This is a genomic window from Pseudonocardia hydrocarbonoxydans (assembly GCF_006539565.1).
In the GTDB taxonomy this organism is placed as follows: domain Bacteria; phylum Actinomycetota; class Actinomycetes; order Mycobacteriales; family Pseudonocardiaceae; genus Pseudonocardia; species Pseudonocardia hydrocarbonoxydans.
The window spans coordinates 1-14,275 of sequence record NZ_BJNG01000034.1; the positions used below are offsets into that span (position 1 = coordinate 1).

Genomic DNA, 14,275 nt, shown 5'->3' on the forward strand with positions numbered 1-14,275 from the left:
GCGACGAAGTCGGGCGCCCGCCGCGCCAGGCGCGCGTCGGTGATGCTGCGGGACAGGAAGTGGTAGGCGAACTGCCAGGGCGCGAAGGCGTCGTGGTACTCGCCGAAGTGCTCCCACCAGGCCAGGCTGGGCCGCGCCGAGTCCTGGATCCTCCGCACCGACGGCTGCGCGGCCGCCTCGTACGCGGCCAGCGCGGCGGGCAGGTCGCCGGGGTGCGCGACCAGCGCCGCCGAGAGGGCGACCGCGTCCTCCATCGCCATCTTCGTGCCCGAGCCGACGGAGAAGTGCGCGGTGTGCACGGCGTCGCCGAGCAGCGCGACGGGCCGGGGTTCGAGCGCGTGCCAGCGGCGGGTGCGGCGCGTGCGGAAGTTGCCCCAGCGCGAGTTGTTGACCAGCAGCCGCTTCCCGTCGATCTGGTCGGCGAACAGCGTCTCCAGGTAGTCCCTGGTGACCAGGTCACTGTCCCCGGGCGGCCGGGTGACGTCGAACCCGTCGAGCCCGGCCCGGCGCCAGGACGCCTCGTCGGTCTCGACGATGAACGTGGAGACCTCGTCCGAGATCGGGTAGCCGTGCACGGCGAAGACGCCGTCGGGGCTGCGCTCGTGCACGAACGTCAGGCCGTCGAACAGGTAGTCGGTGCCGAACCAGACGAACTTCGCCGTCGCGGTCTGCACCTCGACGCCCAGATCGGCGTCGAGCTGCTCGCGGATCCGGGAACCGGCCCCGTCCGCGGCCACGACGAGGTCGTAGCCGGCCAGGTCGTCGAGTGCCACCTCCGTCGAGAACCGCAGGTCCGCGCCCACGTCGCGGGCCCGGGCCTGCATCAGCGCGAGCAGGGTCCTGCGCACGACCGCGGCCATGCCGTTGCCGCCGCAGCGGATCCGCTCGCCCTTGAGCCGCACCTCGATCTCGTCCCAGTGCCTGCCGTGCTCGGTGAGCGCCCGGCGCAGCACCGGGTCGGCCTCGTGGATGCCCGCGAGCGTGCGGTCGGAGAAGACCACCCCGAAGCCGAAGGTGTCGTCGGCCCGGTTGCGCTCGAGGACGACGACCTCGGCCGACGGGTCGGCGCGTCTGATCAGGGTCGCGAAGAACAGCCCGCCCGGGCCGCCCCCCACGACGGCGATCCGCACGCTCAGCTCCCCGTCACGAGCGTGTTGCGCAGCTCCCCGACGCCCTCGACGCGGGTGACGAGCTCCGAGCCTTCCGCCAGGTAGCGCGGCGGCGTCCGCGCGTGCCCGACCCCGCCCGGCGTGCCGGTGGCGATGAGGTCGCCGGGCACCAGGGTGATGATCTGCGAGATGTAGGCGACCAGGTCGGCCGGTGGGAACACCAGGTCGGAGGTGTCGGCCTGCTGCACCACGTCGCCGTCGACCGCGCAGGAGATCTCCCCCGGCGTCCCCTCGTCGACGACCAGCCACGGCCCCACCGGGGTGCTGCGCTCGAACGTCTTGCCCTGCAGCCACTCGACCGACCGGTACTGGAAGTCGCGCGCGGTGACGTCGTTGACGACGGTGTACCCGGCGATGGCCGCGGCCGCCTGCTCCGGGGTGGCGTGCCGGATCTCGGCACCGATCACGACGCCGAGCTCGGCCTCCCAGTCGACCTGCTCCGACCCCGCCGGCATCTCGACCGGGTCGTGCGCGCCGACCAGCGCACGGGCGAACTTGGCGAACAGCGCCGGGTACTCCGGCAGGTCGCGGCCCATCTCCAGGATGTGGGTGCGGTAGTTCAGCCCGACGCAGAACACCTTCTCCGGACGCGGGACCGGCGGGGCGTAGTCGAGCCCCGCGAGGTCGTGCCGGGGCCCGTCGGCGACCGCCGCGGCGGCCTTCCAGTCCGGGCCCGCCAAGAACTCGCCGAGGTCGACGGCACCCAGCTCGACGGCGCCCCGATCCGCTCCGTCGTCGTCGATCCGGACGGCGGCGGTCCCGGTGGCGGTGCGGACGGTCGCGAGCTTCACGGACGGTCCTCCCGTGCGGTGCGGGCGAGACCGAGGGCCTCGAGGACCGGGGCGTCGGAGAAGACGAAGGCGTCGAGTCCGTCGGGACCGGGGTCGAGCGCGAGCCCGGCCCAGGACGGCACGCAGAACAGGTCACCCGTGCCGACCTCGTAGCGCTCGTCGCCGACGCTGACCACACCGGACCCGGAGAACACCTGCCACACCGACGATCCGGCGGTGCGGGTCAGCGCCGTCGGGGTCCCCGCGCGCAGGCGGTGCATCTCGCAGCGCATCGTCGACAGGCAGTCCCCCGCCGTGGCCGGATTCGTGAACCGGACGACGGCGTGCCCGGGCTCGACGACGCCCGGGAACCCCTCGTCCTCCAGCTCGAGCTGCGCGGTCAGGGCGGCGTCGGTGTGCTCCCAGCGGTAGGCCATCAGCGGGGACGACCTCGGGGCCGGAGCGCCGACGGGTGTGAGCCCCGGGTGGGCCCACAGCCGCTCGTTGCGCGACACGGGCGGGGTCTCGGTCGTGGACAGCACCTCCGGGCCGAACTCGAAGAAGCCGGCGTCGATGGTGCGGACCAGCGGGATGTCGAGCCCGTCGATCCAGGCCATCGGACGGTCGGTGGTGTTGTGGTGCTCGTGGAAGTGCATGCCCGGGGTGAGCAGCAGGTCACCGCGCCGCATTGCGACCGGGTCCCCCTCCACGTTGGTCCACACGCCCTCCCCCTCGACGACGAACCGGAACGCCGTCTGGGTGTGCCGGTGGGCCGGGGCCTGCTCGCGCGGGCCGAGGTACTGGATCGCCGCCCACAGCGTCGGCGTGGCGTAGGCGGTGCCGGGCAGGCCGGGGTTGGCCAGCGCGATCGCGCGGCGCTCCCCGCCCCGGCCGACGGGGACCAGCTCGCCGGCCCTCTCGGCCAGCGGCAGCAGGGTGGACCAGCGCCACAGGAACGGCACCGAGTCCGGCCGCGGGCTGGTGGGCATCAGCCCGCCGATCTGGGTCCACAGCGGCGTCATGTGGGCGGCGGCGAACGCGGCGTACAGCTCGTCGAGCTGCTCCTGCTCCTGCGCGGAGATCGCGTTGTCCTGGGGCACGGTCGAGGTCATTCCGTCGTCTCCTCCTCCGGTCCGGCGCGCGGTGCCCGACGAAGATACAACAGATTTTCATCGTCCGTCTGCTAGATGACACGGATCGACGGACGCTCAGCCCGCTTCCCGGACCGGCGGCGACACCTGCCCGAGGAGCTCGTCCACACACGCCTCGGCCTGCCCCCGGAGCAGGCCGTGCACCTCGACGAACAGCTGGTGGGCCTCACGACCGGGCCAGCCGACCGGGAGCAGCTCGGGAGGGAGGTCCGGGTCCCGGAACGGGAACCGGCGGTAGTCGTGGACCAGCCGCATCCGCTCGACCAGCGCGTCCGCCCCCCGCAGGTCACCGCTGCGGTAGGCGGCCAGGCGCGGGCGGTACACGGCGAGCAGCTCGGCGTAGGCGTCGTGCAGCTGGCCCAGGTCCCACGCCCGGGCGGCGATGCCCTGGTCCGCGTCGAGCCCCTCCGAACGGGAACGGAACAGGTCCAACCGCACCGAGGGCTCCCCGGCGAAGGCGTCCCGCACCTGACGGACCCGGTCGTGCGGGCTCACCCACACCGACGAGGACAGCGGGCCGAACCCCAGCCACGCCAGCTTCTTGCGCAGCTGCTCGCGCAGCGCCCGCTCGGTCTCCGGGACGGTGTAGAGGATCATGTGCCACTGCCCGTCCCACGGGCCGGTGGCGCGCTGGAAGATCCGCTCCCGGCCCTCGTCGAGCAGCGCCCAGGCCGTGTCGGTGAGCGAGTAGATCGTCTCCCGGCCGTCGCGCCTGCTGACCAGCCAGCCCTCCTTGCGCAGGCGCGTCACCACGACCCGGACGGTCGGCTCCGGCACGTCGAAACACCCCATCAACGACACCAGCGCACGCAGCCGCACCTCACCGCCGCGGTAGCGCAGGTGGTCGCCGAAGAGGTCGAAGACGAGCGACCGGGCCTTCATCGATCTCCTCCCGCCACGGGCCGGGACCGGACCGGTGTGCCGGCACCGCGCAGTGTCTCATCCGGCGTCACCAGCACGGCCACCTCGGCGCGGGCCACGAGACGGGCCGCATCGCGCGCTGATGCGGCGCGGATCCGTCCCGACTCCTTTCCGGCATCCGGAAAGGCTCTTCGTGAGGGCCGCCCCGACGCCTCACGCTGAACCGCCTACGACGGACGACGGAGTACCGCCATGGGCCTGCGCGAGACGATCGACGACGCACCGATGACCCGCTTCCAGTGGAGCGTGGTCGTGGTCTGCGTACTGCTGAACATGATCGACGGGTTCGACGTGCTGGTGATGGCGTTCACGGCGGGCTCGGTCGGCGCGGAGTGGGGGCTGACCGGCGCCCAGACCGGGCTGCTGCTCTCGGCGGGCCTGGTCGGCCTGGCACTCGGGTCGCTGCTCGTGGCCCCGTGGGCCGACCGGATCGGCCGCCGCCCGGTCATCCTCGGCTGCCTGGTGGTGGCGGGCGTCGCGATGCTGGCGTCGTCGGTCAGCCGGGACGCCGTGCAGCTCGGGCTGCTGCGGGTGGTCACCGGCGTCGGCATCGGCGGGATCCTGGCCGGCAGCAACGTCATCGCCTCGGAGTACGCGTCGCGTCGCTGGCGCGGGTTCGCCGTCAGCCTGAACTCCACCGGCTACGCGCTGGGCGCCACGCTCGGCGGCGTCGTCGCCGCGGTGCTCATCGGCGGCGCGGGCTGGCGCGCGGTGTTCGTGTTCGGCGGCGTCGTCACGCTGCTGGCGGTCCCGCTGGTGTTCCTGCGGCTGCCCGAGTCGCTGGACTTCCTCGTCACCCGCCGCCCCGCCGGTGCGCTGGAACGGGTCAACGCGCTCGCCGCGCGCCTGGGCCAGGCCGCACAACCGGGACTCCCCGACGTCGCCGGGGCCCCGGACGGGGTCGGCGCCGGGTTCCGCGAGCTGCTCTCGCCGCGCCTGCGCCGCACCACTCTGGTCCTGTGGGTGGCGTTCTTCGGCGTGATGGCCGGTTTCTACTTCGTCACCAGCTGGACCCCGACACTGCTGGTGGAGTCCGGGCTGACCCCGGGCCAGGGCATCGCGGGCGGCACCCTGCTCAACGTCGGCGGCATCTTCGGCGCCGCCCTGCTCGGCCTGCTCGCCGCCCGGTTCGCGCTGCGCGACGTGCTGATCGCCTACCTGCTCGTCACCGCGGCGCTGCTGGCCGGTTTCCTCACCGCGACGTCGTCACTGGCCCTGGCCTTCGCGCTCGGCGGGGCGATCGGGCTGTTCGTCAACGGCTGCGTCGCCGGTCTCTACGCGCTCACCCCCGGCATCTACGACGCGGGCGTGCGCACCACCGGTGTCGGCACCGCACTGGGTATCGGGCGGGCCGGGGCGATCCTGGCGCCCGCGCTGGCCGGTGTCCTGCTCGACGGCGGCGCGACCCCGCAGGCCCTCTACCTCGCGGTCGGCGCGATCTTCGTGGTCGTCGCCGCCGTCCTCGTGCCGCTGCGGGCCGTCGCGCCCGTCCCCACCACCGCGAAGGAGCTCTCATGATCCCGCAGAACCAGTGGTACGTGGCCGCCTACGGCCGCGAGATCACCACGGGCGAGCTGTTCGGCCGCACGGTCTGCGGCGAGTCGATCCTGTTCTGGCGCACCGGGGCCGGGGAGGTGACGGCGATGTCCGACCGGTGCGTGCACCGGCGCTTCCCCCTGTCCCAGGCACCGACGCGGCTGGAGGGCGACCGGGTGATCTGCGGCTACCACGGCTTCACCTACGGCCCCGACGGCGTGTGCGTCGCCGTCCCGGGCCAGACCCGCGTGCCCCGGACCGCCCGGCTGCGTCCCTACCCCGTGGTCGAGCAGGACTCGTTCGTGTGGGTGTTCATCGGCGACCCCGGGCTCGCCGACCCCACCCGCATCCCGCGCGCGCCGTGGCTGGCCTCGCCCGACTACACGACCGTCTCCGGCATGGAGCCGCTCGCCGCGCGCTTCGAGCTGCTGGTGGACAACCTGCTCGACCTCTCCCACGAGACCTACCTGCACGGCGGCTACATCGGCACCCCGGAGGTGGCGGGCACGCCGATCACCACCCAGGTCGACGACGAGGCGGGCGTCGTCCACGTCTCCCGGCGCATGGCCGACGCCGAGTGCCCGCCGTTCTACTCCCGCTCCACCGGCCTCACCGGGCGGATCTCCCGCTGGCAGGACATCGAGTACACCCCGCCGTGCCTATACCTGCTGCACAGCCGCATCGCCCCCGTCGGGTCCGAACCGCGCCCGGACGGCACCGATCCGGACGCCTTCCACGTCGAGGTGGTCTACGCGATCACGCCGGAGACCGAGCACTCCACGCACGACTTCTGGGCGGTGGCCCGCGACTTCGCCCCCGGCGACGAGGAGGTCTCGGCGTTCCTCGCCGAGCAGAACCGCACCGTCGTGCTGCAGGACGTCGCCGCCCTCGACGTGCTGGAGCGGGTGATCGCCGCCGAGCCGGAGGGCTACCAGGAGCTGTCGATCAACATCGACACCGGTGGGCTCGCCGCGCGCCGGATGCTCGCCCGGCTGGGCGCTGCCACCCCGTCGACCGCGGCGGTCTGAGGTGGGCACGACCCGGACGCCGACCGGCCGGAGCGTGCTGCGGGTGGTGTGGTTGCCCGGCAGCGACCTGCTGGAGGGCACCTGCCACTGCGGCGCGGTGCACGTCGCCGAGGGCCCGGTCGAGGTGTGGCAGTGGCTGCTGGCCCACCCGGTCGGCCACGGCCCGGCCGCCGCGCGGGCCGTCGCGCGGACCCCGGTGCCGGTCGGGGCGCACCCGTGAGCGCCGCCCCGGACGCCGGGCTGCGGCTCGTCGTCGCCCACCGGGGCGAGGCCGCCGACGGCGTGGTGGAGCTGCGGCTGCGCGACCCCTCCGGTGCGGACCTGCCCCCGTGGGAGCCGGGTGCGCACATCGACGTGCTGCTCGGCGACGACCTCGTGCGGCAGTACTCACTGTGCGGCGCCCCGGCCGACCGGTCGACGTGGCGGATCGCGGTGCTCCGCGAGCCCGGCGGGCGCGGCGGCTCGGCGTTCGTCCACGACTCGCTGCGCACCGGCGACGTCGTGCGGGTGCGCGGGCCGCGCAACCACTTCGCGCTGGAACCGTCACCGCGGTACGTGTTCATCGCCGGCGGCATCGGCATCACCCCGATCCTGCCGATGCTCACCGCCGCCACCGCCGCCGGAGCCGGGTGGCGGCTGGTCTACGGGGGACGCACGGCCGCGTCCATGGCCTTCGTCGACGAGCTGCGGGCCGAGCACGGCGACCGCGTCCGGGTGCTGCCGCAGGACGAGCACGGCCTGCTCGACCTCGACGTGTTCGACGACGACACGCTCGTCTACTGCTGCGGCCCGCCCGCCCTGCTGGACGCGATCGAGCGGCGCGGCCGCCCCGGCTCGCTGCGCGTGGAACGCTTCGCCCCCGTGGAGCCGGCCGAGCCGGTCCGCACGGGCTGCTTCGAGGTGGAGCTGGCCCACACCGGCACGGTGCTGACGGTGCCGCCGGACCGCTCGGTGCTCGAGGTGCTGGAGGGGGCCGGGGTGCAGATCCTGTCCTCGTGTCGCGAGGGCACCTGCGGCACCTGCGAGACCGGGGTGCTGGAGGGCACGGTCGACCACCGCGACTCCCTGCTCGACGCGGCGGAGCGGGCCGCGCACGACACGATGTTCGTCTGCGTGTCCCGGGCCGGGTCCCGGCGCCTGCGGCTGGACCTGTAGGTCTGGTCGCAGTACCCGACGAGCGGGAGGTCCCCGATGGCGCAGCACGACGGTCCCGGTCCGGTGCTGGCCCGCGCCCTGCAGATCCTCGGCGCGTTCGACGCCGCCCGCCCGGCGATGACGCTCTCGACGCTGGCGCGCCACGCCGGGCTCCCGGTGTCCACCGCGCACCGGCTGGTCGGCGAGCTGACCGCCTGGGGTGCGCTGGAGCGCGGCGAGGGACGGCTGCTACCGCATCGGACTGCGGTTGTGGGAGGTCGCGGCGCTCGCCCCCCGCGGCCTGGCGCTGCGCGAGCACGCGCTGCCGTTCCTGGAGGATCTCAGCCAGATCACCCGGGAGAACGTGCAGCTCGCGGTGCCCGAGGGGGCCGAGCTCGTGTTCGTCGAACGGATCGCCGGCACCGACGCGGTCCCGGTGCTCACCCGGGTCGGGGGCCGGTTCGCCCTCACCGCCACCGGGGTCGGGCTGGTGCTGCTCGCGCACGCCCCCGCCGAGCTGCAGGAGGAGGTGCTCGCCGGGCCGATCGAGCGCTTCACCCCCCACACCATGACCGACCCGCGGACCCTGCGGGCGGTGCTGGCCGACGTCCGGGCCACCGGCTTCGCCGTCAGCGACCGGCAGGTCACCGAGGACGCGCTGTCGGTCGCGGCACCCGTCCGGGACGGCCGCGGCACGGTCGTCGCGGCCGTGTCGCTCGTCGTGCACCACCCGGGGGCGGCACCGCACGCCCTCGCGCCGCTGGTGCGGACGAGCGCCCGGGCGATCTCCCGGGCGCTCGGCGCCACCGGCGGTGAGACCCTCAGCGGCCGGCCGCCTGTTCCCGGTTCCCCGCCACCGGCCGGATGAGGCCACCTGCGCGCGTCACCTCCAGCGGGACGGGCGCCACCGACCAGGCCTGCCCGGTCGTCCCGTTGCCCGGCCGACCCCGAGCGGTCCGCCCGCCCGGTCAGGCCGAGCGGGACCGTTCCACCGCGGCCAGACCGGCCAGGACCGTCACCGCGACGCCCGGCGCCCAGCGCGGCCCCGGACGCGCGGTCGCCACGACGGCGCATCCGACCGCGACGGGCGCCAGCAGGGCGACCGGGTCGCGGCGGCGCTGCCGGACCCGGCCCACGGCCGCCGGGAGACCGGCGACCAGGTGGGTGCCGACCACCAGGGCGTCGATCGGGCCGGGCCCGGCCCGACGGCCCGCGCGGGCCCAGGCCAGCAGGGCCCAGACGGCCAGGCTGGCGTCGTGCACGACGTCCGCGCGGAACGGGCGCACCGGCTCAGGCCCCCATCGCGGCGGTCGGGCCGACCGCGCCGCCCGCCAGGCCGTCGAGCAGCTCCAGCGCACCCCGGGTCGAGGACCACCGTGGCACCCACCCCAGCTCGTCGCGGGCCCGTGAGGTGTCCATGACCGGGGTGTTCATCGCCACGTCGTACCAGCCCGGCGAGACCGGCACCGCGTGCGCGGCGTGCAGCGCGACGACCGCGGCCCGGACCGAGCCCGGGGGCACCGGTACCGCGCGGGCCCCCAGCAGCGCGGCCAGCTCGTCAACGTCCAGGGCGTCCGCGGCGAGGTTGAACGAACCGACGGCGCGGCGGTCCATGATCCGCACCACCGCGTCCCCGACGTCGTCGGCGTGCACGAACTGCAGCTCCAGGCCGGCCGGCAGCGGCAGCACGGGCAGCGCACCGTTCCGGAGCAGGGCCAACGCCGGACGGGGCACCAGCGGGCCGAGGAACAGCGTGCGGATCTCGGTGGCCGCATCGCGCTGCACCACCAGCGTCGGACGGATCCGGGCCACGGCGACGCCCGGGTTCTCGTGCTCGAAGTGGTCGAGCATCCGCTCGATCACGACCTTCTGCCGGCTGTACACCGAGCTCCGCTGCCCCGAGTCCGGCCAGCTCTCGCTCACCGGCTCCGTCGCACCGGGCGCGTAGACCCCCAACGACGAGGCGTAGACGAGCTGCTCCACCCCTCCGCGGCCATCGCCCGCAACAGCGCACGGGTTCCGTCGATGTTGACGCGGTCGAGGTACGCCTCGTCGCGCACCGGCTGGATCGCCCACCCGAGGTGCACCACCACGTCGGCGCCGCGCAGCACCGGTGCGAGATCCGCCGCCGCCGACGCGGCGCCGAGGTCGACGACCCGCCAGTCCACCCCCGGGTACGCGTCGGCTGGCGGGCGGCGGCACACGCCGATCACGTGCGCGTCCGGATGCTGCGCGGCGAGCGCCCGCAGAACCCCGGTACCCACGTTGCCCGACGCGCCGATGACGACGACCCGTGCGGTCACGCCGACGCCCCCGGCGTGAACAGGGTCTTGACCATTCCGTCCCCCTTGCGCTGGAAGGTCGCGTAGGCGTCCGGGGCCGACTCCAGGGGCATGCGGTGCGTGGCGAACCCGTCGACGCCCAGCGGGTCGTCGTCGGACAGCAGCGGCAGGATGTCGGGCACCCAGCGCAGGACGTTCGCCTGGCCCATCCGCAGCTGGATCTGCTTGTCGAACATGGTCAGCAGCGGCATCGGGTCGGCCGCGCCCCCGTACACCCCGGAGATCGAGATCGTGCCGCCCCGCCGCACCACGTCGATCGCGGCGTACAGGGCCCCGAGCCGGTCCAGCCCGGCGGCCTTCATCATCGGCGCGGCCACGACGTCGGGCAGCCAGCCGATCACCTCGTGCGCCGCCCGGCCCACCGGTGAGCCGTGCGCCTCCATGCCGACGGCGTCGATCACCGCGTCCGCACCGCGCCCCCCGGTCAGGCCGCGCACCACGTCGCCGAGCTCGCGGCCGTGCGCCTTCAGGTCGATCGTGGTGACGCCGCGGGCCCGCGCCCGTTCCAGGCGCTCGGGCACCAGGTCGATCCCGATCACGTCCGGTATCCCGAGGTGCCGGGCGATCCGGGTGCACATGTCCCCGACCGGTCCGAGGCCGAGCACGACCAGGCTTCCCCCGTCCGGCACGTCCGCGTACCGCACCGCCTGCCACGCCGTCGGCAGCACGTCGGACAGGTAGACGAACCGGTCGTCCGGTGGTCCGTCGGGCACCGTGATCGGCAGCGTGTTGCCGAACGGCACCCGCAGGTACTCCGCCTGTCCCCCCGGCACCTGCCCGTAGAGCTTGGTGTAGCCGAACAGCGCCGCGCCGCTGCCCTCACTGCGGACCTGGGTGGTCTCGCACTGGGACTGGAGCCCGCGCGAACACATCCAGCACGTCCCGCACGAGACGTTGAACGGCACGACGACGCGGTCGCCGGGACGCAGGGCGGTGACGCCCGGACCCACCTCCTCGACGATGCCCATCGGCTCGTGGCCGAGGATGTCGCCCTCGTCCATCAACGGCCCGAACAGCTCGTAGAGGTGCAGGTCGGACCCGCACAGCCCGGTCGAGGTGACCCGGACGACGACGTCGGTCGGGTCCTCGATCCGGGGGTCGGGGACGGTGTCGACGCGGACGTCGCGCTTGCCGTGCCAGGTCAGTGCTCGCATGCGTTCCTCCGTTCAGGACCTCCCGGCCGGGAAGTCCGTCACGGACGACTACCCGCGACACGGCGGCCCACACCCGCACCGCTCCGGGCGACGCCGGCGCCCGACGTCCACGACGACCCCGGTCAGCGTCCCGAGGGCGTGACCGTCGGGTCGCCGCCTCAGGCCTCGACGGTGCTGCCGCAGATGCCGCAGGCCTCGAACCGGCGGCGCTTCCACCGGGCCACCGGGATGAAGAAGACGGTGAGCTGCCGGGCCTCCTGCATCCTCGACCACTGCGTCGTGTTGTGGCAGCGCGGGCAGGTGCGGGTCTCCCCCGGGCCGAGGAGCGTCTGCCTGGTGCCGAGGCCGAAGAGGAAGAACACCCGGCTCAGTGTAGGGATCGGGTCTCGCCGCAGGCCGGGCGAGCAGCAGGCACTGCCGTGTCGGCGACCCCGGTACGCCACCGTCGGACCCGCCTCGGTCACGCCGCCTCGCGGCGGTGCCTCGTCGCCGCCTCGTTGGCCGGTCGGGCCCGGCGTGCCGCCTCCGGGCGGCGACGCCGTGGTGGTGGTGCCTGCGAGCCTGCCGGGTTCGCCCGCCCGTGTCGCGGGTACTGCCCGGCCATGCCGAACCGATCCATGTCCGACCGGCCGGGAACCCACGACGACGACACCGGGTCGGAGCCACGGGACCCGCTCCACCTCACCGAGGGCGCCGACCCGCACAGCGAGGTACCCGTCGGGCCGCAGGCCGACGTCCCGCTGTCGCCCGGTCCCTCGGACCGCTCCCCCGCCGGCACCGTCGCCGACGGGGACGACGTCGACCGGACCGCCGCCGGGTAGACCGGACCGTGGGTGTCTTCGACCGGGCACGGGGCCGGATGGCGACCCGCGGTGGCCGTGACCGCGAGGCCCTGGTGCAGGCGGGCAAGGCTGCCCTCGCCGCGGTGCTGGCGCTGCTCCTGTTGCGCTGGGCCGGGCGGGAGGACAGCGATCAGGCGTTCCTCGCCCCCTTCGCCGCGGTCCTCACCGTGACCTGCACCGTACGGCGCGCGTGGTGGGGAGCAGCACGACAGGCCGCGATGGTGCCGGTCGGGGTGTTGCTCGCCTACGCGGCAGGCCGGTGGCTGCCCATCGAGGTCGGTCTGGCGGCGGTGGTCGTCGCCGGCCTGTTGGTCGGCCGCTGGCGGATGCTGGGCGACGACGGCTGGTGGATCGCGATCACCGCCCTGCTGCTCCTGCTCAACGGGGCGGCGTGGCATCCGCTGGAACTGGCCACGTGGGTGCTGTTCAGTGTCGGCGGGTCGGTGCTCGGCGCCGTCGTCAACACGGTCGTGCTGCCGCCGCTGCACCTGCAGGACGCCCGGGTGGCCGTCGACGCCCTCGCGACAGAGATCGCGGCCCGGTTCCGGGAGACGGCCGAGGGGGTGCGCGCCGGCTGGAACGCCGAGGACGCGGCGTCGTGGGCCGCGCAGGCCCGTGGGGTGCGCGTCGCGGTGCACCGCGCGAGCGACGCGGTGTGGATGGGCCGAGAGAGCGTGCGCTGGAACCCGCGGCGCCGCCACATCGGCTCCGTGGACACGCCGCTCGCGGAGCCCACCACCGTCCAGCGGCTCGACCGGGCGGCCGAACGGGCGGTGCACGTCACGGCCCAGCTGGGCGACCTGGCCGAGCCGGACGACCGAGCACCCGATCCGGTACTCGCCGATCAGATCGACCGCCTCGCCGACGCCGTCGACGTGCTGCGCGAACGCAGCACCGGTGACCCGCCCGAGCCGGACACGTACCTCCAGGACGTCCGTGCCGGGCCGGCCGACGAGCCCGCCCACGTCCGCAGCGCCTGTCTGGTCGTCATCGCCGACGCGCTCGGCGATCTCGGCCGCCCGTTGTGAGTCCTGGTCCGACGCACCAGCGCCACCGACCCCACACGCCGCCCTACGATGCGCGAACGATTCCGGACACCGGGCGCCCGTGGCCCGTCAGGGCCTGTGCGTGGCGACTCAGGGCCTGCGCGACCGCCGCACGCGCGGCCCGCGACTCGACCAGGTCGAGGTGCGTCCCTCCCACCTCGATGTTGCGCGCACCGTCGTCGACCGAGGCCCGCCACGGGACGAGCCGGTCCTGCCTGCTGTAGATCGAGGTGAACGGCACCGGCAGCGGATCACGGAGGCGGCTGCGGTAGTCGGCGCAGCAGGATCCGGCCACGCAGCTCGCGGTGGCGAGGTTCGGCAGCCCGAGGGTTCCGGCCGTGAGGACGGCGAGCGCCGGGATGACCGCTGCGAGGCCGACCCGGTACGGGTCGAAAGGGGACCCCAGCGTCACCAGCGACCGGATGCCCGAGTCCGGTTCCGTCGCGAGGATGCGGGCGAACTGCCCGCCCCGGCTGTACCCGACCACGTGCACCCCGGCGCCGCTGTCGTCGTGCCGGGCGGCCTCCCGCACGGTCTCCCGCACCTCCTCGACGCTGCGCGCCCCGCAGCCCATCCCCGTGTTCGCCGTGTGCGTGGACACCTCGTACCCGAGGTCCCCCAGCCACCGGCGCATCGGTTCGAGGACGACATCGGTCGTACAGAAGCCGCCGACCAGCACGACCGGCCCGCCGCCACCGGGGAGGACCCGCGGGCCGGGCTCGGAGCGGTCACGGCCGGCCACGGATGCCACGGCCCGCCGAGCTGTGGCGTAGCCGGCGAGCGACGCACCCGGTAGACCGGTCAGGTTCGCGACGAGGGGAAGCACGCGTGACGGATACCCCCGCTCGGCCCGTGCATGTGGTGACGCGCATCGCCCGGGCATCCGGGACCGCCACCCGCTGCCAGGTTGAATGCCCCCGCCGGTCGCCGGCGCTCCGGGACCGGACGGCTGGGCCGCCGCGTGCCCGTCACCGCCTGCCTCGAGGCCACGGGCGTGGCCGACGCGCTGGAGACCTGTGCCTCACCGCCCGGGGTCTCCACCTCGCCGATCCGCAGGCCGGACCGGCGTCTGCTCCCGCCGACGCCCGCGCGGTCGTCCGGGCCAGGCCGTCGCTGTGCTGACCGGGCCCAGCGGCCGGCCCGTCGTCCGCATCTGCGGTACAGCCGAGTCAGCGGCAGCGC

The 14,275-nt window shown here is 74.6% G+C and carries 14 protein-coding genes and 2 pseudogenes; 7 read left to right on the forward strand and 9 right to left on the reverse strand.

What is annotated here, in order from left to right; genetic code table 11:
- From PHY01_RS17970 to PHY01_RS17985, 4 genes are all read right to left on the reverse strand, one after another.
- Positions 1-1,130 (reverse strand): FAD-dependent monooxygenase (locus PHY01_RS17970; protein ID WP_141280179.1); only part of this gene is annotated, 1,130 nt, incomplete at its 3' end.
- Between the two features lie 2 nt (positions 1,131-1,132).
- A complete protein-coding gene (locus PHY01_RS17975; RefSeq protein WP_141280180.1) occupies positions 1,133-1,960 on the reverse strand; it encodes a fumarylacetoacetate hydrolase family protein in 828 nt (275 codons plus the stop codon).
- Positions 1,957-3,051, reverse strand: coding sequence for a cupin domain-containing protein (locus PHY01_RS17980; RefSeq protein ID WP_141280181.1), 1,095 nt, complete (start codon positions 3,049-3,051; stop codon positions 1,957-1,959). Before PHY01_RS17980 ends, PHY01_RS17975 begins: the two co-directional genes overlap by 4 nt.
- A gap of 96 nt (positions 3,052-3,147) precedes the next feature.
- Positions 3,148-3,972, reverse strand: a complete 825-nt coding sequence (locus tag PHY01_RS17985; RefSeq protein ID WP_141280182.1) for a PaaX family transcriptional regulator — start codon at positions 3,970-3,972, stop codon at positions 3,148-3,150.
- 231 nt (positions 3,973-4,203) lie between these two features.
- Here PHY01_RS17985 and PHY01_RS17990 point away from each other — a divergent pair, with 231 nt between their 5' ends.
- The 5 genes and pseudogenes from PHY01_RS17990 to PHY01_RS18010 all read left to right on the forward strand — a co-directional run bounded on the left by PHY01_RS17990 (position 4,204) and on the right by PHY01_RS18010 (position 8,577).
- Positions 4,204-5,529, forward strand: a complete 1,326-nt coding sequence (locus tag PHY01_RS17990) for an MFS transporter (protein ID WP_141280183.1) — start codon at positions 4,204-4,206, stop codon at positions 5,527-5,529.
- Complete coding sequence (locus tag PHY01_RS17995; protein WP_141280184.1) at positions 5,526-6,575, forward strand: Rieske 2Fe-2S domain-containing protein; 1,050 nt, start codon at positions 5,526-5,528, stop codon at positions 6,573-6,575. The genes PHY01_RS17990 and PHY01_RS17995 overlap by 4 nt, the downstream gene beginning before the upstream one ends.
- Position 6,576: 1 nt before the next feature.
- Positions 6,577-6,795 carry a hypothetical protein gene (locus PHY01_RS18000; protein WP_141280185.1) on the forward strand — a complete coding sequence of 73 codons (219 nt, stop codon included), beginning with the start codon at positions 6,577-6,579 and terminating at the stop codon, positions 6,793-6,795.
- Positions 6,792-7,730 (forward strand): PDR/VanB family oxidoreductase, encoded by a 939-nt coding sequence (locus PHY01_RS18005; RefSeq protein WP_141280186.1) that lies wholly within the window; start codon positions 6,792-6,794, stop codon positions 7,728-7,730. The genes PHY01_RS18000 and PHY01_RS18005 overlap by 4 nt, the downstream gene beginning before the upstream one ends.
- Positions 7,731-7,766: 36 nt before the next feature.
- A pseudogene (locus tag PHY01_RS18010) lies at positions 7,767-8,577 on the forward strand (IclR family transcriptional regulator).
- 100 nt (positions 8,578-8,677) lie between these two features.
- Here the strand turns inward: PHY01_RS18010 and PHY01_RS27150 are convergent.
- From PHY01_RS27150 to PHY01_RS18025, 4 genes and pseudogenes are all read right to left on the reverse strand, one after another.
- Positions 8,678-8,995 (reverse strand): hypothetical protein, encoded by a 318-nt coding sequence (locus PHY01_RS27150; RefSeq protein WP_218030207.1) that lies wholly within the window; start codon positions 8,993-8,995, stop codon positions 8,678-8,680.
- A gap of 4 nt (positions 8,996-8,999) precedes the next feature.
- A pseudogene (locus PHY01_RS27155) lies at positions 9,000-10,012 on the reverse strand (NAD-dependent epimerase/dehydratase family protein).
- The gene (locus PHY01_RS18020; RefSeq protein ID WP_141280187.1) at positions 10,009-11,205 is read right to left on the reverse strand and encodes an alcohol dehydrogenase catalytic domain-containing protein; all 1,197 of its coding nucleotides are present in this window, start codon (positions 11,203-11,205) and stop codon (positions 10,009-10,011) included. The pseudogene PHY01_RS27155 and the gene PHY01_RS18020 overlap by 4 nt, the downstream one beginning before the upstream one ends.
- A 158-nt stretch (positions 11,206-11,363) precedes the next feature.
- On the reverse strand, positions 11,364-11,567 hold the full coding sequence (locus PHY01_RS18025) for a zinc-ribbon domain-containing protein (RefSeq protein WP_141280188.1): 204 nt from the start codon (positions 11,565-11,567) through the stop codon (positions 11,364-11,366).
- A gap of 240 nt (positions 11,568-11,807) precedes the next feature.
- Between PHY01_RS18025 and PHY01_RS18030 the strand changes: the two genes are divergently transcribed.
- Positions 11,808-12,026: a hypothetical protein gene (locus tag PHY01_RS18030; protein ID WP_141280189.1), complete on the forward strand. Its 219-nt coding sequence runs from the start codon at positions 11,808-11,810 to the stop codon at positions 12,024-12,026.
- Positions 12,027-12,034: 8 nt separating this feature from the next.
- Positions 12,035-13,075, forward strand: coding sequence for an aromatic acid exporter family protein (locus tag PHY01_RS18035; protein ID WP_141280190.1), 1,041 nt, complete (start codon positions 12,035-12,037; stop codon positions 13,073-13,075).
- Between the two features lie 43 nt (positions 13,076-13,118).
- On the opposite strand, the gene PHY01_RS18040 is transcribed toward PHY01_RS18035, so the two are convergent.
- The gene (locus PHY01_RS18040; RefSeq protein ID WP_141280191.1) at positions 13,119-13,835 is read right to left on the reverse strand and encodes an alpha/beta fold hydrolase; all 717 of its coding nucleotides are present in this window, start codon (positions 13,833-13,835) and stop codon (positions 13,119-13,121) included.
- Positions 13,836-14,275 lie beyond the last annotated feature (440 nt).